Raw genomic sequence first — 18,604 nt, 5'->3', positions numbered from 1 at the left:
GCCCCCGGGGATGGCCGACCGGGGGCTGGGCCGCCCGCCCGCTGTTTGGCATGATCGTGTCGTGGAGCACAGCTCCGCGGGCACACCCAGCCGCACACGATCGGGGGAGGTCGGCACGGTGATCCTCACCGTCACTCTCAACACCGCGCTCGACATCACCTACCGCGTCCAGGGCCTCAGGCCCCACGCCTCCCACCGGGTGACCGAGGTGACCGAGCGTCCCGGCGGCAAGGGGCTGAACGTGGCCCGGGTGCTGGCGGCCCTCGGGCACGAGGTGACGGTCACCGGCTTCGCGGGCGGCACCACCGGCGGCGTCGTGCGCGCGGGGCTGACCGGTGTGCCCGGGGTGACCGACGCGCTGGTCCAGGTCGCGGGGGCGACCCGGCGCACCGTCGCCGTCGTCGACGAGCGCACCGGCGACACCACCCAGCTCAACGAGCCGGGCCCGGCCGTGGCTCCCGCCGAGTGGAACGCCTTCCAGGCGGCCTACGAGGACCTGCTGACCGGCGCCGCCGCGGTGGCCCTGTGCGGCAGCCTGCCGCCGGGCGTCCCGGTGGGCGCGTACGCCGGGCTGGTGCGTGCGGCGCGCGCCGCGGGCGTGCCGGTGCTGCTGGACACCAGCGGGGAGCCGCTGCGGCGGGGTCTTGCCGCCCGCCCGGACCTGATCAAGCCGAACGCCGACGAACTGGCCGAGCTGACCGGCTCGCACGAACCGCAGCGGGCCGCGCAGGCCGCCCGGCGCCGCGGTGCCCGCTCGGTGGTCGCCTCGCTGGGCGCCGAGGGGCTGCTCGCGGTGACCCCGGAGGGCCGCTGGCGCGCCGCCCCGCCGGCCCGCGTCCACGGCAACCCGACCGGCGCGGGCGACTCCGCGGTGGCGGGCCTGCTCTCCGGGCTGGTGGAGCACCTGCCCTGGCCGGACCGGCTGACCCGCGCCGTCGCCCTGTCCGCGGCGACGGTGCTGTCGCCGGTGGCGGGCGAGTTCGACCGGGCGGCGTACGAGGAACTGCTCGGGCGCGGGGTCGCGGTGACGGCGGAAGCGGGCGCGGCCTGACCGGGCCGGGGGCCGCCGCGTCCGCCGCGGGCCGGTCCTAGTTCTTGACCTGGCCCTTCTTCAGGGAGAACTGGTCCAGCAGGACGTTGCACTTGTCGCCGTCGGCGCAGGACAGGGTGATGGTGTTGGTGCCCTTGTTGAGGGTGGGCCAGGCGTAGGTCTTGGTCCAGCCCTTGGCGAAGTCGCCGTCCTCGGCGTGGGCGAAATTGCCCAGGTTCAGCTTGCTGCCGAACTCCTTGCCGTTGACCGTGAGGGTCATCGACTGGTCCTCGCCGGCCGCGCTGTAGGTGGTGAAGAGGGTGTACAGGCCGTCCTCGGGGATGCCGTCCACGGTCCAGGTGACCGAGGCGCCCGGCTGGTTGAGGTTGGCCACGTACACGCCGCCGTCCGACTCGGCGCCCTCCACCTCGGAGGCGAGGGAGGCCGAGCCGCCCAGCCGCATCGCCTTCGCCTCGATGGAGGGCAGCTCCACGTCTTCCTCGGCGCTCTCGCTCGCCGACGGGCTCGGCTCACTGCTCTGGGACTGGGTGGGGCCGGCGTCGCCGCCCGCCTCGTTGCCGCCCTTGTCGTCGTCGGAGCCGCTGCTCGTCATGGCCACGGCGATGCCGATGACCACCGCGGCGACGACCGCCACCGCGCCGATCAGCAGGCCCTTGGTGTTGGGGCCGCGACGCCCGCCGCCCCCGCCGTGTCCCGACGGCTGCTGCGGGGCCCCGGGGCCGCCACCGCCGGGGAAGGTCTCCGGCGCGGCGTAGTGCGCGTTCGGCTGCCCGTACGCCCCCTGCGGCTGGCCGTACGCGCCCTGCTGGGGCGGGGCGGCCTGGCCCTGCGGTGCGCCGTACTGCCGTGTGCCGACGGGACGCACCCGGTTGACGGAGTTCGGGTAGCCGTAGCCACCGGACGGCGGCTGGGCCCCGTTGGCCTGCCCGTCGGCGTAGAGGTAGCCGAAGGGGTCGTCGTCCTCGGGCGTGCTCGCGCCGTTGTTGCCGGGCGTCATCCCTTGGTCTCCTAACCAGATGCGGTGCGTGGTGCGGTTACGGGTGTGTGAGAGAGCGAGCCTACCCGCTCCGACTGACCCGAACGGGTGACCCATACCGCATCAACGGGCTGACCTGCGGATCATCCGGCCCGGCGGTGCTGTTTGGGACGAGATCGTTTCTCGACGTACATCCGTTCGTCAGCTGACTTCAGGACTTCGTCCGCCGTCATGCCGCAGTGGGCCCAGCCGATGCCGAAGCTGGCGCCCACGCGGACGGCCCGGCCCTCGGCCCGGATCGGCTGGATGATCTCGTTGCGCAGCCGTACGGCGAGGTCCTGGGCGTCGGCCCGGCCGAGCCCGTTGGCGAGGATCACGAACTCGTCGCCGCCGAGCCGGGCCACGGTGTCGCCGTCGCGGACCCCGCCGCTGAGCCGACGGGCGACCTCGATGAGCACGGCGTCGCCCGCGTTGTGCCCGAACCGGTCGTTGATCGACTTGAAGCCGTCCAGGTCGCAGAAGAGGACCGCGAGCCCCTTGGTTCCGTCGTCGCGCCCGTCCTGGGGGGCCACGGCGTGCACGTGGTGGTCGAAGGCGCCGTACGGCTCGGCGACGGCGGAGAAGTCGAAGGTGTGGCCGCCGGAGTCGAACACGGCGGAGTGCCCGTAGGCGGCGTCCATGGCGTCGGCCACGGCCGCGTGCGAGGACTGCGGGCGCTGGCACAGCCGGGCGGCGAGCCGGGAGCGCAGCTCGGCGCTGTTCGGCAGGCCGGTGAGCGAGTCGTGGGAGGCACGGTGGGCGAGCTGGAGCTCGCGGCGCTTGCGCTCCTCTATGTCCTCGACGTGGGTGAGCAGGAAGCGCGGCCCGTCGGCGGCGTCGGCGACGACGCTGTTGCGCAGCGAGACCCAGACGTAGGTGCCGTCGCGGCGGCCCAGGCGCAGCTCGGCCCGGCCGCCCTCGGCGGAGGTGCGCAGCAGGGTGCCGATGTCCTCGGGGTGCACCAGGTCGGAGAAGGCGTAGCGGCGCATCGCGGAGGCGCGGCGGCCCAGCAGGCGGCAGAGCGCGTCGTTGGTGCGCAGGATGCGGCCGTGCTGGTCGCCGCCCATCTCGGCGATGGCCATGCCGGAGGGGGCGTACTCGAAGGCCTGCCGGAAGCTCTCCTCGCTCGCCCTGAGCGCCTGCTGGTCGCGCTCGAGGCGGACCAGGGCGCGCTGCATGTTGGAGCGGAGCCGCGCGTTGCTGATCGCGATGGCGGCCTGGAACGCGTACATCTGCAAAGCCTCGCGGCCCCAGGCGCCGGGACGGCGGCCGTTGCGCGGCCGGTCCACGGACAGGACGCCGATCAGCTCGCCGCTGCTGCCGCCGCCCTGCGGGCCCGGCGCGTACATCGGGGCGAAGAGCCGGTCCGAGGGGTGCCACTCGTCCTCGAAGCGGGGCGCGGGCCCGTCGGTGTACCACTGCGGGACGTCGTCGTCGTCGAGGACCCAGCCCTCGGTGTGGGGTATGAAGATCAGGTCGCCCCACTGCTCGCCCATGTTCAGCCGCCGGTCCCAGGACTCGCGGGAGCCCGAGCGGCCGGTGATGAGCGCCTCGGCGGCCTGGTTGCCTGCGAAGGCGGCGACGACGAGGTCGCCGTCGGGGCCGACCAGGTTGACGCACGCCAGCTCGTACCCGAGGGCCTGGACGACGCCGTCGGCGACGGCCTGCAGGGTGTCGGCCAGGCTGCGGGCCTTGTTCATGTCGGCCATGGCCTGGTGCAACTGCCGCAGGGACGCAAGGCGGACATAGGGCTCCGAGTCGGTCTCCATGCTCGCCCTCCCCCCGAGACCTCGCAGTGAATCAAGGGTTCTCTTCGGCGCCTTTACTGATGGTGCCCCGGATCGTGCTCTTGCAGGTTCCCCGCCACTGAATCACAGCGCGCTCCCCACTCGGTACACAGGGTCAACAATTACCGCCCCTTGTGACTCAAGTCACAGCGAAACCTGAACAATTGAGTGGGGATTCCGCGCTTTCCCTGTGCGTTTACCGAACGCAAAGTTTGTGGGTATGCGCACGTCTCCTCCCCCGGCCTCCTCCCGTGGTCCTAGGTCCCGGTTCGGACCGGGGTCCGATGCCGGGCGCACGCACCGGAGACTAGCGTGACGGGGTGCCGAACACTCCCTCTCTCACGTCCCCCGGGGCCCTCACGTCCCCCGCGTCTCCGTTCCCGTCGCCCGCCTCCGGGCATGCTGAGGGGGTGAGCAACGAGGAGTTCCGTGCCGCCATGTCCCGGCTGGCCTCGGGCGTGGTGCTGGTGACCGCGCAGGAGCCGCCGCTGGACCCCGACGACCCCCTGGCGCCGCGCGGCGAGGACGTCGGCATGACGGCCACCGCCTTCATGTCGGTCTCCCTGGACCCGCCGCTGGTCCTGGTCAGCCTGCGCGAGGGCTCCCGCATGGACGACCTCCTCGACGAACAGCCCCTGTGGGCGGTCTCCGTCCTCTCCGAGAGCCAGCGGCACATCGCGGGCCGCTTCGCGATGAAGGGCCGCGTCAGCGACCGCCTGCTGTTCGCGGACATCCCGTACGTGCGGGGAGGGGCGACCGGGGCGCCGCTGGCGGGCGGCGCCCTGGCGACCCTGGAGTGCCGCACCGAGCGGCGGGTGCCGGCCGGCGACCACACGCTCGTGATCGGCCGGGTCCTGACGGCCGCGCTGCCGAGCGCGGACGGGGGGCCGCTCACCTACTTCCGGGGGCGGTACCGGCAGCTGGGCTGAGCGGGGAAATCGCTCGCTCGTGCCCCCGCGCCCCGCCTAGGGTGCGCGCATGACGACGAGTACCGGGGTGCGACTCGAGCCGATCACTCCCGCGAACATCGAGGCCGCCCTCGCGATACGGGTGCGGCCCGACCAGGAGTTCGCCGTCTCCCCGGTCGTGAAGTCCCTCGCCGAGGCGTACGTCCACGGTGAGAAGGCCTGGCCGCGTCTGATCCTCGACGGCGACCGCCCCGTCGGCTTCCTCATGGCCTTCTTCGGCATCGACTGGTACGACGACGGCAGCGCGCTGCGCTCGGGCCTGTGGCGCCTGAACATCGACGCGGGGCAACAGGGCCGGGGATACGGCCGCTTCGCCGTGGAGTCGGTGGCCGCCGAGGTCCGGCGCCGCGGCGGCGAGGAGTGCTTCGTCACCTGGCACCCCGGTGCGCACGGCCCCGAGGACTTCTACCTGAACCTGGGCTTTCGTCCGAACGGCGAGAAGGCCGGGGAGGAGACGGTCGGCGTGCTGGAGCTGGACCGGCCGGGCCACTGACCGGGCGTCAGTCCCAGTTCTTCGGGGAGCGCCCCCGCTTGGTCTCGGAGCGCTGCTTCTTCTCCCGCAGCCGGCGTTCGTTGATGCCGCGCGGGATCCGGGTCGGCCTGCGGGGCCGGGGCGGCGGCGCGGTGGCCTCGGCGAGGAGGGCGGCGAGGCGTACTGCGGCGGCCTCGCGGTTGCGCCACTGGGAGCGGTGCTCGGAGGCCCGGACGGTGACGATCCCGCCGGACAGCCGCCCTGCCAGCCGCTCCAGCGCCCGCCGCTTCCACACTTCGGGCAGGGCCTCGGTGCGCGCCAGGTCGAAGCGCAGTTCCACCGCCGTGTCCGTGGTGTTGACGTGCTGCCCGCCGGGCCCCGAGGAGCGCGAGAAACGCCACACGAGCTCGGCCTCGGGCAGGGAGACGGAGCCGCGGATGACATGGGGACCGGACATGCCTTCCATGTTCCCGTTCCCCGAGGGCCCGCGTCATCCCAATATCCGGGCCCGCTCTCGGTAAAGAAAGTAAAGAGAGGCGGAACCTTGTGGACCCCTCTCGACGTTCATGGTGGTAGCTGTAGCTTTCTTGCCGTACGTAAACGAGGGAAGGGACTCCCAACAATGGCTGTAAGCCTGTCCAAGGGTGGCAACGTCTCGCTCACCAAGGAGGCTCCGGGCCTGACCGAAGTCACCGTGGGGCTCGGCTGGGACGTCCGCACCACCACCGGCACCGACTTCGACCTCGACGCCTCCGCGATCGCGGTCAACACGCAGGGCAAGGTCTACTCCGACGCCCACTTCGTCTTCTTCAACAACAAGCAGACGCCGGACAACACGATCGTCCACACCGGTGACAACCGCACGGGTGAGGGCGCCGGCGACGACGAGGCGATCAACGTCAACCTGGCGGGTCTCCCGGCCGACATCGACAAGATCGTCTTCCCGGTCTCGATCTACGACGCCGAGAACCGCTCGCAGAACTTCGGCCAGGTGCGCAACGCCTACATCCGCATCGTCAACCAGGCCGGCGGCGCCGAGATCGCCCGCTACGACCTGTCCGAGGACGCGGCCACCGAGACCGCCATGGTCTTCGGCGAGCTGTACCGCAACGGCGCCGAGTGGAAGTTCCGCGCCGTCGGCCAGGGCTACGCCTCGGGCCTCGTGGGCATCGCCCAGGACTTCGGTGTGAACGTCTGACGTTCCCCGTCGCTTCGCCGCACACGCAGGCCCCCCGGACGTCCGGCCGGGGGGCCTGCGTGCGTCCCGTCACGGCAGCAGGCGCTGCTCCTTGGCCACCGCGACCGCGCCCGCGCGGGTGTCGACGCCGAGCTTGTCGTAGATGCGGCGCAGATGCGTCTTCACCGTGGCCTCGCTGATGAACAGGGCGCGGGCGATCTCCCGGTTGCCGAGTCCGGTGGCGAGCTGGGCCAGGATGTCGCGCTCGCGCTCGGTGAGGGCGGGCCTCGGCTTGCGCAGGCTGGCCATGACCCGGCCGGCGACCGGCCCGGACAGCGCCGTACGGCCCTGGGCGGCGGCGTGGATGGCCGCGAACAGCTCCTCGGGGCGCTCGGCCTTCAGCAGGTAGCCGGTCGCGCCCGCCTCGATGGCGCGGGTGATGTCGGCGTCGGTGTCGTACGTGGTCAGGACGAGGACGTGCGGCGCACGGCCGGTGCCCGCGGTGAGGCGGCGGGTGGTCTCCACGCCGTCGATGCCCGCGCCGAGCTGAAGGTCCATCAGGACGACGTCCGGCTCCAGTCGTGCGGTGAGCGCGAGCGCCTCCTCGCCGGTGCCCGCCTCGCCGACCACCTCGATGCCCGGGGCGCTGTCGAGCAGGGCGAGGAGTCCGGCGCGTACGACGACGTGGTCGTCGCAGACCAGGAGGCGGACGGGGGCGGGTCCGCCGGCTGCCGGGTCGGTCATCGGGGGGCCTCCTGCGGGTCGGCCGGGTCCGGCGGGGAGGGCGGGTCTGCCGGGTCCGGCGGGTCGGTTCGGGACGGGTCCAGGGGCACGGCGGCGGACAGGGCGGTGCCCTCGCCGGGCGCGGACTCGACGGTCAGGGTGCCGCCGAGCTGGCGCAACCGGGCGCGCATGGCGGGCAGTCCGTGTCCGCGGACCCCGGCGCCGGCCTCGGACGGCCGTGCCGGGTCGAAGCCGTGCCCGTCGTCGGTGACGTCCAGGACGACCTCGTCGTCGAGGAGGGTGAGGCTGAGCGCGGCGTTGGCGGCCCCCGCGTGTTCCCGGACGTTGGCCAGGGCGCCCTGGGCGACGCGCAGCAGCGCCGACTCGACGCGGGCGGGCAGCGCCGGGACGCGGGCACCGGCCTCGACGTGGACGCGCACGGCGAGGTGGTCGCCGGACTCCCGCTCGGCCAGCGTCCGCAACGCCGCCTCTAGCCCGCCGCCGCGGGCGAGGTCGGCCGGGGCCAGGTCGTGGACGAAGCGGCGGGCCTCGGCCAGGTTGTGCTCGGCGACGGAGGCGGCGCCCCGGACGTGGATGCGGGCCTTGTCCGGGTCCGACTCCCAGATCCGTTCGGCGGCCTGGAGCAGCATCCGCTGGCTGGACAGCCCCTGGGCGAGACTGTCGTGGATCTCCATCGACAACCGCTGGCGCTCGGCGAGGGTGCCCTCGCGTCGCTCGGAGGCGGCGAGTTCGCGGCGGGTGCGGATCAGGTCGTCGATCAGGAGGCGCTGCCGGGCCGCCTGCCGTTCGGTGTGCAGGAACACGGCGGCGGCGATGGCGGCGACGGCGGGCGGGGCGAGCAGCAGGTTCGGGTCGAAGCCCCCCGCGAGCCGCAGCTGCGCGGCGACGACGAACACCGTCAGGACGGTGACCAGGACGAGCGCCGCCCGGACCGGCAGGGTGCGCAGGCCGGTGTAGAAGAGGGGCACCGCACACCAGGCGAAGCTGGGCGCGAGCACGACCAGCACCATCCAGACCGCGACCACCAGCCCCAGCCAGGCCAGGCGAGGCCGGGCGGGCACAGTGCCGGGGCCGGACGGCTGGGGACCGGACGGCTGGGGACCGCTCAGGACCGGCCCGAGCAGGTGCAGCGCCGCGAGGGTGAGGGACAGGGCGAAGATCCACGGGGTGCGCGGCTCACCGGGGTGGCGCAGCAGGAAACGGGCGAGGGCACCGCCGAGCAGCAGGAAGAACGCCACGTGCATGACGGCGCCGAGCCACCGGGCGTCCGGGGGGTCGTACGGCTTCGGCATCCGGCACCCGCCTCCTTGTGCCCGTGTCTCCTGCCGTTGCCGTCCCACAACGTGCCGCAGAAGACCGCTGAGCTGCGTGAACACTCCCATGGTGCCCTGCTCGGACGCCCTCCGGGTCAACCGATCGGACGACCCCGCCGTCACCCGTTCCGCCGCCCACGAGCAGCCGGAACGTCGACCGTGCGCCCCCGGTCCCGGCCGGAGAGTGGAGAGCACGAACCCGACCGCCCCACCCGGAGGAGCAGCCCGCCATGAAGAAGACCCTCTCCCGTCGTGCCCGCGTCGCCACCGGTGGTGCCGTGCTCGCCGCCGTCGCCGCCGGCACCTTCGGCACGGTGGCCGCGAACGCCTCCGCCCCCGAGAGCGCCCAGGACGCCGCGGTGTCCGCCGCTCCCGCCACCGCGGCCGGCAAGCGTGACACCACCACCTCCACGCACCTGACGATCGACGCCGCCACCGAGGCCGCGCAGGCCGCGCTGAAGGCCGCCGAGAAGGAAGGCCAGCGGATCACGGTCGCGGTCGTCGACCGCAACGGCAACACGATCCTCACGATGCGCGGTGACGGCGCCGGCCCGCAGTCCTACGAGTCGGCCGAGAGGAAGGCGTTCACGGCCGTCTCCTGGAACGCCCCGACCAGCGAGCTGGAGGGCCGCCTGGAGAACGCCCCGAACCTGAAGGACATCCCCGGCACGCTGTTCCTGGGCGGCGGGGTGCCGGTCACCGCGGGCAAGGCACCGATCGCCGGCATCGGCGTCGCGGGCGCGCCTTCGGGCACCCTGGACGAGAAGTTCGCCCGGGCGGGCGCGGCGGCGCTGAACTAGGCTCGCCGGCACGCGCTGAACCACCACCTCCCGGCCCCCTCGGCTCCCCGCAGCCGGTCCCAGCGGGCGTTTCACGTGAAACGCCCCATAGGATCACGAGGTGCGCACCCCCCGTCTGCTCGTGACCGCCGCCACCGCCCTCGCCCTCGCGGCATGCAGTGGCGGCGGCTCGGTCGACGGCACCCCCGGCGGCTCGGGGGTGCGCGACCCGTACTTCCCCAAGGCGGGCAACGGCGGCTACGACATCGGCCACTACGACCTGACCCTGGACTACGACCCCGACACGGACGCCGACGCCGGGCACCTCACCGGCACCGCCGCGATCACCGCCCGGGCCACCGAGGATCTCTCCGCCTTCAACCTGGACCTCAAGGGCCTGGACGTCGAGGCGGTCGAGGTCGAGGGCCGCGACGCCCGCTTCAACCGGGCCGGGCAGGAGCTGACCGTGCGTCCGGCCGACGAGTTGCACGACGGGGAGACGTTCCGCGTGACCGTCCGGTACTCCGGCGAGCCGCAGACCGTCACCGACCCCGACGACTCCGAGGAGGGCTGGCTGCCCACCGCCGACGGCGCGGTCGGGCTGGGTGAGCCGACGGGCTCGATGGCCTGGTTCCCCGGCAGCCACCATCCCTCCGACAAGGCGACGTACGACCTCGCGGTGACCGTGCCGGAGGGCCTCGGCGCGGTCTCCAACGGCGAACTGCGCGACGAGCGGACCCGGAACGGCCGTACGACGTTCACCTGGCACACCGCCGAGCCGATGGCGAGCCATGTCGTCACGGTCGCCGTGGGCGAGTGGGAGACCGCCCGCTCCACCACCGACGACGGCCTGTCCGTCTACACGGCGGTCGACCCGACGCAGGCCGACGCGAGCCGGAAGGTCCTGAAGCGGATCCCCGAGATCATGGCGTGGGGTCAGGAGAACTTCGGCCCCTACCCCTTCTCCGCCACCGGCGCGATCGTCGACCGGGACGAGGACGCCGGGTACGCCCTGGAGACCCAGAACCGGCCCTACTTCCCCGGCGCCCCCGACACCGTCCTGCTCGTCCACGAGCTGGCCCACCAGTGGTACGGGAACTCCGTCAGCCCCAAGACCTGGCGGGACATGTGGCTCAACGAGGGTTTCGCCACCTACGCCGAGTGGCTGTGGGAGGAGGACCACGGCGGCGACTCCGCCCAGGAGACCTTCGACGCGCTGTACGACGGGACGTACTACGACGACGCGGACGCGAACGACTCGATCTGGGCGTTCCCTCCCGCGGACCCGCCCGACGCGGCGCACATCTCGGACAGCCCCGTCTACCAGCGCGGCGCGATGGTCCTGCACAAGATCCGCCAGACGGTCGGCGACGACGCCTTCTGGGACCTGCTGAGCGGCTGGGCCGCCGCCCACCGCCACGGCAACGCGGACACCGGGGACTTCACGGCGTACGTGGAGAAGTCGGCGCCGGACGAGGACTTCACCGGGATCTGGGAGGACTGGCTGCGCGGGGACGGCAAGCCGGACAGGCGGTGAGGGTCACCCTTCGAGGCCTTCGAGGCCTTCGAGGCCGACGCCGCCCTCGTAGCCCTCGAGCAGCAGGGCCAGGTCCGGCGGCCAGAGCGGCTCGGGCGCCTCGGCGAGTTCGGCCGGGGTCCACCAGCGCCAGGTGAGGATGCCGTCCGCGGCATGGGCGGCGGCGAGGCCGGGACCGGCGGGTTCGCGGCGGGGGCCCCGGGCGACGTAGACGTGCTCGTACTGGCGGACGGGCCCGACGCCCAGGTGGGTGAAGTCGTGTTCCCAGGTGCAGAGCAGGGGGCCGGGCTCCAGGTCGGTCCAGCCGGTCTCCTCGCGCACCTCGCGCAGGGCGCCCTCGCGGGGGCTCTCGTCCGCCTCCAGGCCGCCGCCGGGCATCGCCCAGTGCACGCCGACCTCGACGTTGTCGTAGCGCAGGAGGAAGACCGCACCCTCGGGGTCGAGGACGGCGACGCGGGCGGCGCGGCGCGGGGTGCGCGGCCGGTCGCTCTCCAGTTCCTTGCGCAGCACCGTGCAGGGGCGGCCGGCTCCGAGGTCGGGGCGGTGGTCCAGGGCTGTGTAGCCGAGCGCGGTCCAGAAGGCGAGTCCGGCGGTGTTGCCGTCCAGAACGGCGAGCCGTACGGCGGTGCGGCCCGCGGCGCGGAAGCGGTCCTCGACGAGGGACGCGAGCCGTCGGCCGTGCCCCTGCCGCGCCAGGCCCGCGTCCACCATCAGCAGCCCGATCCACGGGTCCGGGTCGGACGGGTCGGGATGCCGGGCGAGCGTCACCGCGATCCCGACGAGCCGGCTCGCGTCCCGGGCGAGCAGCACCTCCGCGCCGGGCCGCGCCAGTTCGTCGGCGAGCGCGGCCGCCACCTGCTCCGGGCGGACATCGTCCGGGTCGGGGAAGTCGCCGCTGAGGGCGTGGAAGGCACGCTGGGAGGCGTAGAGGGCGGTGAGTTCGGTGAGGACGGGGCCCGGGATGTCGCGGTCGGGGGCGAGGGCGAGCGGGGTGAGGATCACTCCGGCAACCTATCCGTCCGCCGGGCCCTGCGGCCCGGACCCGTCCAGGTCGGAGAGGTCGAGGACGAAGCGGTGGCGGACGTCGCCCCGGTCGAGCCGGTCCAGGGCCTCGTTCACGCGGGCGGAGGGGAGGAGTTCGATGTCGGCGGTGATGCCGTGCGCGGCGCAGAAGGCCAGCATCTCGGCGGTGCCCTTCCGGCCGCCGCTGCCCGCGGAGCTGAGCTTCTTGCGGCCGATGAGCAGGTCGAGGGTCTCCAGGGTGACCGGTCCCAGGTGGCCGAGGTGGCTGAGCGTGCCGTCCAGCGCGACCAGGCGGAGGTAGGCGCCCAGGTCGTGCGGGGCGGAGACGGTGTCGATGAGGATGTCGAACCGGTCGCGCGCGGCGGCCATCCGCTCGGGGTCCGTGGAGACGACGAGTTCACGCGCGCCCAGTCGGCGCGCGTCCTCGGCCTTGTCCGGCGACCGGCTGATCACCGAGGTGTCGGCGCCGAGGGCGACCGCGAACTTCACGGCGAGGTGGCCGAGGCCGCCGAGACCGGCCACGGCGACACGGGTGCCGGGTCCGGCGCCGAGGGCGTGCAGGGGCTCCCAGACGGTGATCCCGGCGCACAGGAGCGGGGCGGCGGCGGCCGGGTCCAGAGCGGCCGGGAGGGAGTACGCGAACCGTTCGCCGAGCACGTACTCACGGGAGTAGCCGCCGAGGGTGGCCGAACCGTCGACCCGGTCGGTGCCGCCGTAGGTCAGGGTGGGGAAGGCGTGGCAGAAGTTCTCCTGGCCGATCCGGCACATGGCGCACGCGCCGCAGGAGTCGACGATGTTGCCGACCGCGACCGGGTCACCGGCCCGGAACCGGGTGACCTCGGTCCCCGTCGCGGTCACCACGCCCGTGAACTCGTGTCCGGGGACGAGGGGGTCCGGCCCCCCGTCCGTGCCGCCGCGGGTTCGGAGGGCGTGCAGGTCCGTGTGGCAGACGCCGCAGTAGTCGACCCGGACGGCGAGGTCGTCGGGGCGCAGGTCGCGCCGTTCCAGCGGTGCGCGGCGCAGCGTCGGCGTCGTCGCGGTGCCGTTCCCGGGCACGGCCTGCCAGCCCACGGTGGTCCTCATGATTCTCCCCGGCTCCTCAGACAGACTGTTCGGTCTATTCGAGCGTAGGCGCACCCGGGGCACCAAGCAAACCAACTGTTCTGTTTGACTGTGGGATACCCTTGGGGCCATGCCCGACCGCACTCCCGACCAGCCCCTGACCTCGCGCGGAGCCGCCACCCACCGGCGCATCCTGGACGTCGCGACCCGGGAGTTCGCCGAACACGGGATCGCCGGGGCGCGTATCGAGCGGATCGTGGCCGCCGCCCGCACCAACAAGGCCCAGCTCTACGCGTACTTCGGCAGCAAGGACGGGCTGTTCGACGCGATCTTCTTCGGCTCGCTGGACCGCATCGTGAACGTCGTGCCGATCGACGCCGACGACCTCGCGGACTGGGCCGTACGCCTCTACGACGAGTACCTGCGCCGCCCCGACCTCATCCGGCTGGCCACCTGGGCGCGGCTGGAGCGGCGCCCGGCGGGGCACCTGGTCGACGACGCCGACCGCCGCGACGACGCCAAGCTCCGGGCCATCGCCGAGGCCCAGGCGGCGGGCCGGGTGCGGCCGGGCGACCCGTTCGACGTGCTGGCCCTCGTCATCGCCATGTCCATGGCCTGGTCGCCGGTCAGCAACGTCTACGCGGCGACCGCCGACGAGCCCGAGGACGCGCACGAACGCCGCCGCGCCCTGCTGCGCGACGCCGTCAGCCGGGCCACGGCGGCGAACTGACCTCAGCGGACCCGGGCGGCCCCGACGCTCCCCTCGGCGCGCTCCCCCTGGAGCCTGGTGAGCCGGGAGACGAAGAGCACGGCGAACACGGTGCTCACGACGGCGACGACATCGCCGCCCAGGGCGCTGATGACGGTCCCCATGGCGTCGTCCGCGGTCTTCTCCTCGTCCCAGGTCCGGTAGGCGCTCAGTTCCGTCGCGAGGTGGAGCACCCAGAGCCACCACCAGGTGTGCACCAGCCACCGTCCGGCTCCCGCCGGACGTCCGGTCGTCGCCGTCCAGATGTCGTTGGCGATCTGCTTGGGCAGGAAGAAGTTGCCGACGGGGATGAACCAGGCGCCCACCGCCAGGCCCGGCTTGTAGCGGATGCGGCCCGGCGCGAACGCCTCGGCGTTCTGCCTCATCCGGCGGAACCAGCACACCCACACGGTCGCCGCCGCGAGCAGCACCAGCAGGCCCAGGCCCTCGGCCACGAAACCCGTCACCTGCAGCGCCCTGAAGCCGTCGATGCCCCTGGGGGACGACGAACCGGGCCGCCCGTCGAGCTCGTCGTGGACGGCCATGAGGACGTTGAACTCGAACAGCACCGGCACGGCGAACAGGATGAGCAAGACGTTCAGCGCCGTGGCCAGCCCCTTCGCCGGGCGGGCGGGCGGCGGGGCGTACGGCGACGGGGCGACGCGCGCCGCCACCGGGGCCGGGGTGGAGTACGGCGACGGCCGGACGGCCCCGGGTCCCGCGCCGAGCGGCGAAGGGCCCTGCCACGGGGGCGTCGCCGGACCGTACGCGGCGGGCGGCGGCCCGAAACCCGCGGCGGAAGCCGCCCCGGCCGGCACCCGGTCCTCCGGGTCCTCGCTGTCCAGGAGCTGCACGGCGTGCCGGCCCAGCTCCGCGAGCACCTCGCCGGGCAGCCAGGCACCGCCCGGGGCGCCGTCCTCGCCCGCCATGTCCTCGATCGACGTCAACAGCTCTTCGGGGGTGGGGCGCTTCTCGGGCTCCTTCGCCAGGCAGGCCGAGACGACGCCCTGCCAGGGTTCGGGAACCCCGGTCAGGTCCGCCTCCTCGGCCGCGATGCGGAAGAGCAGCGAGTGCAGCCCGCCCTCGTCGGTGCCGAAGGGCATCCGGCCCGTCGCCGCGTAGGCGAGCACGGCGCCGAGACAGAAGACGTCACTCGCGTACGACACCTTCTCCCCGCGCACCTGCTCGGGGGACATGAAGCCGGGCGACCCGACGACGGCACCGGCCTTGGTGAGCCCCTCGGCGGACTGCGTGGAGGCGTCCAGGGCGCGGGCGATGCCGAAGTCGATGACCCGGGGGCCGTCGATCGTCACCAGGACGTTGGAGGGCTTGAGGTCACGGTGGACGAGGCCGGCGCCGTGGATCGTCTGAAGCGCCCTCGCCAGTCCCGCCGCCAGTACCCGCAAGGTGGGGGAGGGCAGCGGCCCGTACTGCCGGTCGACGACCTCGGCGAGCGAGGGCCCGGCGACGTACCCGGTGGCGACCCAGGGGGTGGCCGCCTCGGTGTCGGCGTCCAGCACCGGCGCGGTCCACTCACCGCCGACGCGCTGCGCCGCCTTCACCTCCTGCGCGAAGCGCCGCCGGAAGTCCGGCATGCGGGCCAGTTCCTCACGGACGGTCTTGACGGCCACCGTCCGGCCCCGGTCGGAGCGCGCCAGATACACCCGGCCCATGCCGCCCTCACCGAGCCTGCCGAGCAACCGGTACCTGCCGATCCGTTCGGGATCGTCCGGCTTCAACCCGTCCATGCTTGCTTCCTCTCCCCCGACGACACCTTGCACGCCGGGATTGGGGACGAGGATAGAGACCGGGGTGACGGGGGGAAAAGCCGGTACTCCAGGTGCAGTTGGGCCCTTCACCGCCCGAGCCGGACCGCCGCCCGCGGCGGCGGCAGCGGGCCGGGTGCGCGGCCGCCCGGTGGCGGAGACGGAGCGCGGGCACGCCCGGGGGCCGGACGGATCCGCGTCCGCCGACGCGCACCCGTCCGTCCCGCCGCCGCTGTCCGTGACACCATCTCCTGCGTGCTCGACATCGGCTACGCCCTCTCCACCCGCTTCCCGGACCCGCCCCAGACGGACTACCGGCGCGCGGACGTCCACGCCCTGCGGCACGACCTGTTCTGCGGGGACGTGTACCTCGCCGACACCAAGGCGGACCGGGAGCTGTCCACGGCCTGGGGATGGGTGCCGGTGCTCGACTTCGCGTGGGCGCTGTGCGACATCGTGGAGCAGGTCGACCGGGACCCGGCCGGCTCCCGGGCCGCCCGGCCGCAGCGGGCGGAGCTGGACTTCACCGAGTCCGCCGACCGCCTGCTCTTCGAGCGCCGCTTCGGCTGGGTCGACATCGAGGCGGAATGGGTACCGGCGTCCGAACCCCCGCTGTCCTTCTCCCACACCGAACTGCGCCGGGAGGCCCGGGACTTCCTGCACGACCTGCTCGCCGACCTCACCGACCTGCACGAGGACCTGGCGGACAACCCGGCGATCTGGTCCCTCCAGGCCCGCTTCCCACGAGTGCCCTGAACGCCACGGCCCGGCGCGACCGGCGGCAGCGCGCGCAAAAGCGCTTCGTGATCGCCTGCCCGCGCCGAACGCGTCACCGCGGACACCGGTCCGGGGAACCGGCCGGCGGTCCGCGCCTTCGAGTCGGGTACGACGACTTCGCCGGGCGGATCGACAGGTGCTGGGACTGAACGGGCCCCTTCCGCCTAGGGTGTCGATCATGTTCAAGTCAGGGGTGGGGTTCCTCGCGTTGTTCGGGCTCGGCTGGTGGCTGCTGGCCATGAGCGGGTTCGACGGCACGGCGCGACTGGCCGAGGTCGTGGCCGGCTGTGCCGTCGCCCTGGGGCTGATGCTCGCCGCGCGCCGTTTCCTGCCCCCGTCGGCAGGGGGCCCGTTCCCCGCCGACCGACGCCGGCGGTTCAACCAGATCAACGCTCTTCAGTGGCTGCTGATCGTCGTCACAGCGGTGGTGTGCGCTCGCGCCGGGGCGCCGGCACTCATTCCTCCGCTGGTCGCGACCGTCGTCGGGCTGCACTTCCTCCCGCTCGCGGCGGTGTTCGAGCAGCCCCGGCTGCGGGTGCCGGCGGCCCTGTTGACCCTGGCCGGGGCGGCGGGACTGGTCGTGTGGCTCACGGACGGCTCGGACGGGACCGTTCGCTTCGTGGTGGGCGTCGTCTGCGCGCTCAGCCTGTGGGGCATGGCGGTCTGGACGGTGGCGGGGGCGGCATCCGCCGCCAGACAGGACGTACGGGACGTACAGGAGTGACAGTGCAGGCAGTGACCCGGCGGCGGGCCCGGACGGTTCCGGACGTCCCGCCGTTCAAGCCCTCTCTCGTCAGAACGGTGTTCAGGGACGTGACCTCGATGCACGTCTCCCGGGCGGCCGCGCAGGCCGCCGCGTCGGTGACGCGGACCGTGCTGACGGAGATCATCGACGGCGCCCGCGGAGCGGCGGCGGAGGAGGCCCGGAAGAAGCTGCTGCCGCGGGACCTTCTCACGGCGATCGGCCGGAACGTCGAACTGGAGGTGGGCGACAAGTGGTACGCCCACAGCCCGACGTTTCGACGCCTGGACGGCGGCCTGTACGACGCCCAGGGTGCCTTGGAGCCCCCTTCCAGGCGCAGCCGGTCGCGCAGACCGAGTGCCGTGGCCGGCGCCCACAGGTTCGAGGCCGGGGTGAGGAAGCTGCTGCGGAGCCGGGGAGTGACGGCCGTCCCGGTGATGGTCCGCGACCTGGACGGAATCGCGAGCGTGTTCCTGACGGGCCTCGCCCGGGACGCGGCCATGGTCGTCCGCGAGGGCGGGGTCAAACGCTTCGGTGCGGTCGCGCTGGTGACGCCGGACGGACCGGCCCCGGATCCGGCCCCGTTCCCCAAGGACTCCCTCGGGGCCTGGTCCACCCGCAGCGGGGACGGGCGGACCATCGGCAGGGAGGACGTCCTGGCCGCCGCCACGATGCAGTTGTTCGGCGGCGCCCTCAGGAAGCAGGCCCTCGCCGAGGCACGCGAGGCGACACGGCACACACCAGCCGGCTGAGCGGCCCGGCCCCGCACGGCCCCTCGGCCCCGGACGGCCCCTCCACCGCGCCGGCGGGGCCGGGAGGCCCTACCCCTCCGCCAGCACCCGCACCCCCAGCTCCGCCGCCAGCACCGGGGCCAGGTCGAGGAGCTGGGCGGGGCTGATCACCGCGCCCGAGAGGCGGTCCACGCCGCGGAACAGCTCCAGCGGAGCGGCGCCCCGCAGGTCCACGTCGGTGAGGGTGGCCGCGCTGAGGTCGGCCTGCTTCAGGGCGCAGTCGACGAACCCGACCCGCTCCAGACGGGCGCCCCCGAAGTCCGGTTCGACCAGGACGCAGCTCTCGAAGACGACGTCCTTGAGGCGCGCCCGGCGCAGATTGAGGTAGTCGATCTTGCCGCCGCGGATCAGGACCCGTTCCAGCACGGCGCCGTGCAACTGGGTGCCGCCGAGGCGGGCGTCGAGCAGCTCGACGTCGCGCAGGGTCGCCTCCGCGAGGTTCGTGCCCACGCCCCGGACGCCGGTGAGGCGGGTGTCGAGCAGCCGGGCGCGGGGCAGCGAGGCCTCGTCCAGCGCGCAGCCGGTCAGCGCGCAGTCCATGAAACGGGCGCCCGCGCCGTCCTGGCCGGTGAGGTCCGTCTCCCGGAAGTCCAGCGCGTCGTAGTCCCCGTCGGGCTCCAGTCCCCCGTCGTCCTCGAACGGCGTGAGCGGCGGCAGCCGCAGCTCCGGGCGTCTCGCCGCCCGTACCGCCGTCGTGCCGCGCCCGCCCGCCGTGCCCGTCGTCCGCGCCGTTCTCCTCGCCATGGGCCCATGCTGCACCCCGCCACTGACAACCAACTCCGACCTGCGAAAACACTTCTTCTCCCGGCCGTATGTCACATCCCGCGCCCCCGCGACCGTCGTACGGGCGGA

General features: G+C 73.5%; 19 protein-coding genes. 10 read left to right on the top strand and 9 right to left on the bottom strand.

The window, feature by feature from the left end:
• Positions 1–118: 118 nt before the first annotated feature.
• Positions 119–1,051 carry a 1-phosphofructokinase family hexose kinase gene (locus NI25_RS21825; protein WP_061444057.1) on the top strand — a complete coding sequence of 311 codons (933 nt, stop codon included), beginning with the start codon at positions 119–121 and terminating at the stop codon, positions 1,049–1,051.
• Positions 1,052–1,088: 37 nt separating this feature from the next.
• On the opposite strand, the gene NI25_RS21820 is transcribed toward NI25_RS21825, so the two are convergent.
• Entirely contained in the window at positions 1,089–2,048 is a 960-nt protein-coding gene (locus tag NI25_RS21820) for a carbohydrate-binding protein (protein WP_061444056.1), read from the bottom strand.
• A gap of 122 nt (positions 2,049–2,170) precedes the next feature.
• Complete coding sequence (cdgB, locus tag NI25_RS21815; protein WP_061444055.1) at positions 2,171–3,835, bottom strand: diguanylate cyclase CdgB; 1,665 nt, start codon at positions 3,833–3,835, stop codon at positions 2,171–2,173.
• Between the two features lie 338 nt (positions 3,836–4,173).
• Here cdgB and NI25_RS21810 point away from each other — a divergent pair, with 338 nt between their 5' ends.
• Positions 4,174–4,782 carry a flavin reductase family protein gene (locus NI25_RS21810; RefSeq protein ID WP_061444054.1) on the top strand — a complete coding sequence of 203 codons (609 nt, stop codon included), beginning with the start codon at positions 4,174–4,176 and terminating at the stop codon, positions 4,780–4,782.
• Between the two features lie 49 nt (positions 4,783–4,831).
• Complete coding sequence (locus tag NI25_RS21805; RefSeq protein ID WP_061444053.1) at positions 4,832–5,314, top strand: GNAT family N-acetyltransferase; 483 nt, start codon at positions 4,832–4,834, stop codon at positions 5,312–5,314.
• Positions 5,315–5,321: 7 nt separating this feature from the next.
• Here NI25_RS21805 and arfB read toward each other — a convergent pair whose 3' ends face one another.
• Positions 5,322–5,759 (bottom strand): alternative ribosome rescue aminoacyl-tRNA hydrolase ArfB, encoded by a 438-nt coding sequence (gene arfB, locus NI25_RS21800; RefSeq protein WP_061444052.1) that lies wholly within the window; start codon positions 5,757–5,759, stop codon positions 5,322–5,324.
• A 156-nt stretch (positions 5,760–5,915) separates the two neighbouring features.
• Between arfB and NI25_RS21795 the strand changes: the two genes are divergently transcribed.
• Positions 5,916–6,491, top strand: a complete 576-nt coding sequence (locus NI25_RS21795; protein WP_030191275.1) for a TerD family protein — start codon at positions 5,916–5,918, stop codon at positions 6,489–6,491.
• A gap of 69 nt (positions 6,492–6,560) precedes the next feature.
• On the opposite strand, the gene NI25_RS21790 is transcribed toward NI25_RS21795, so the two are convergent.
• Together NI25_RS21790 and NI25_RS21785 are read right to left on the bottom strand one after the other, a co-directional pair.
• Entirely contained in the window at positions 6,561–7,214 is a 654-nt protein-coding gene (locus tag NI25_RS21790) for a response regulator (protein ID WP_061444051.1), read from the bottom strand.
• Entirely contained in the window at positions 7,211–8,506 is a 1,296-nt protein-coding gene (locus tag NI25_RS21785) for a sensor histidine kinase (RefSeq protein WP_061444050.1), read from the bottom strand. The genes NI25_RS21790 and NI25_RS21785 overlap by 4 nt, the downstream gene beginning before the upstream one ends.
• Positions 8,507–8,757: 251 nt before the next feature.
• On the opposite strand from NI25_RS21785, the gene NI25_RS21780 reads away from it, so the two are divergent.
• Together NI25_RS21780 and NI25_RS21775 are read left to right on the top strand one after the other, a co-directional pair.
• A complete protein-coding gene (locus NI25_RS21780; protein ID WP_061444049.1) occupies positions 8,758–9,327 on the top strand; it encodes a GlcG/HbpS family heme-binding protein in 570 nt (189 codons plus the stop codon).
• Between the two features lie 100 nt (positions 9,328–9,427).
• On the top strand, positions 9,428–10,843 hold the full coding sequence (locus tag NI25_RS21775; protein WP_061444048.1) for a M1 family metallopeptidase: 1,416 nt from the start codon (positions 9,428–9,430) through the stop codon (positions 10,841–10,843).
• A 3-nt stretch (positions 10,844–10,846) separates the two neighbouring features.
• Here NI25_RS21775 and NI25_RS21770 read toward each other — a convergent pair whose 3' ends face one another.
• Entirely contained in the window at positions 10,847–11,845 is a 999-nt protein-coding gene (locus NI25_RS21770; RefSeq protein ID WP_061444047.1) for a bifunctional GNAT family N-acetyltransferase/NUDIX hydrolase, read from the bottom strand.
• Positions 11,846–11,854: 9 nt separating this feature from the next.
• Positions 11,855–12,949, bottom strand: a complete 1,095-nt coding sequence (locus NI25_RS21765; protein ID WP_061444046.1) for an NAD(P)-dependent alcohol dehydrogenase — start codon at positions 12,947–12,949, stop codon at positions 11,855–11,857.
• 109 nt (positions 12,950–13,058) lie between these two features.
• On the opposite strand from NI25_RS21765, the gene NI25_RS21760 reads away from it, so the two are divergent.
• Positions 13,059–13,658: a TetR family transcriptional regulator gene (locus NI25_RS21760; protein ID WP_061444045.1), complete on the top strand. Its 600-nt coding sequence runs from the start codon at positions 13,059–13,061 to the stop codon at positions 13,656–13,658.
• Positions 13,659–13,660: 2 nt separating this feature from the next.
• Here NI25_RS21760 and NI25_RS21755 read toward each other — a convergent pair whose 3' ends face one another.
• Positions 13,661–15,424 (bottom strand): protein kinase domain-containing protein, encoded by a 1,764-nt coding sequence (locus NI25_RS21755; protein WP_061444044.1) that lies wholly within the window; start codon positions 15,422–15,424, stop codon positions 13,661–13,663.
• A gap of 273 nt (positions 15,425–15,697) precedes the next feature.
• Here NI25_RS21755 and NI25_RS21750 point away from each other — a divergent pair, with 273 nt between their 5' ends.
• The 3 genes from NI25_RS21750 (at position 15,698) to NI25_RS21740 (ending at position 17,713) form a co-directional block, all read left to right on the top strand.
• Positions 15,698–16,198 carry a hypothetical protein gene (locus NI25_RS21750; protein ID WP_061444043.1) on the top strand — a complete coding sequence of 167 codons (501 nt, stop codon included), beginning with the start codon at positions 15,698–15,700 and terminating at the stop codon, positions 16,196–16,198.
• 199 nt (positions 16,199–16,397) lie between these two features.
• Positions 16,398–16,943 carry a hypothetical protein gene (locus NI25_RS21745; protein WP_061447024.1) on the top strand — a complete coding sequence of 182 codons (546 nt, stop codon included), beginning with the start codon at positions 16,398–16,400 and terminating at the stop codon, positions 16,941–16,943.
• Positions 16,940–17,713, top strand: coding sequence for a hypothetical protein (locus NI25_RS21740; RefSeq protein WP_061444042.1), 774 nt, complete (start codon positions 16,940–16,942; stop codon positions 17,711–17,713). Before NI25_RS21745 ends, NI25_RS21740 begins: the two co-directional genes overlap by 4 nt.
• Before the next feature lie 69 nt (positions 17,714–17,782).
• On the opposite strand, the gene NI25_RS21735 is transcribed toward NI25_RS21740, so the two are convergent.
• The gene (locus tag NI25_RS21735) at positions 17,783–18,496 is read right to left on the bottom strand and encodes a pentapeptide repeat-containing protein (protein ID WP_061444041.1); all 714 of its coding nucleotides are present in this window, start codon (positions 18,494–18,496) and stop codon (positions 17,783–17,785) included.
• Positions 18,497–18,604: the final 108 nt, after the last annotated feature.

The sequence above is a fragment of the Streptomyces sp. CCM_MD2014 genome, assembly GCF_000772045.1.
GTDB lineage: Bacteria > Actinomycetota > Actinomycetes > Streptomycetales > Streptomycetaceae > Streptomyces > Streptomyces salinarius.
This window is presented reverse-complemented; position numbering and strand designations above follow the sequence as displayed.

Coding starts and splice junctions, on each gene's coding strand:
- NI25_RS21745 (WP_061447024.1), top strand. CDS start 16,398: ATGTTCAAGTCAGGGGTGGGGTTCCTCGCGTTGTTCGGGCTCGGCTGG.
- NI25_RS21795 (WP_030191275.1), top strand. CDS start 5,916: ATGGCTGTAAGCCTGTCCAAGGGTGGCAACGTCTCGCTCACCAAGGAG.
- NI25_RS21820 (WP_061444056.1), bottom strand. CDS start 2,048: ATGACGCCCGGCAACAACGGCGCGAGCACGCCCGAGGACGACGACCCC.
- NI25_RS21790 (WP_061444051.1), bottom strand. CDS start 7,214: ATGACCGACCCGGCAGCCGGCGGACCCGCCCCCGTCCGCCTCCTGGTC.
- NI25_RS21780 (WP_061444049.1), top strand. CDS start 8,758: ATGAAGAAGACCCTCTCCCGTCGTGCCCGCGTCGCCACCGGTGGTGCC.
- NI25_RS21760 (WP_061444045.1), top strand. CDS start 13,059: ATGCCCGACCGCACTCCCGACCAGCCCCTGACCTCGCGCGGAGCCGCC.
- cdgB (WP_061444055.1), bottom strand. CDS start 3,835: ATGGAGACCGACTCGGAGCCCTATGTCCGCCTTGCGTCCCTGCGGCAG.
- NI25_RS21785 (WP_061444050.1), bottom strand. CDS start 8,506: ATGCCGAAGCCGTACGACCCCCCGGACGCCCGGTGGCTCGGCGCCGTC.
- NI25_RS21735 (WP_061444041.1), bottom strand. CDS start 18,496: ATGGCGAGGAGAACGGCGCGGACGACGGGCACGGCGGGCGGGCGCGGC.
- NI25_RS21805 (WP_061444053.1), top strand. CDS start 4,832: ATGACGACGAGTACCGGGGTGCGACTCGAGCCGATCACTCCCGCGAAC.
- NI25_RS21755 (WP_061444044.1), bottom strand. CDS start 15,424: ATGGACGGGTTGAAGCCGGACGATCCCGAACGGATCGGCAGGTACCGG.
- arfB (WP_061444052.1), bottom strand. CDS start 5,759: ATGGAAGGCATGTCCGGTCCCCATGTCATCCGCGGCTCCGTCTCCCTG.
- NI25_RS21765 (WP_061444046.1), bottom strand. CDS start 12,949: ATGAGGACCACCGTGGGCTGGCAGGCCGTGCCCGGGAACGGCACCGCG.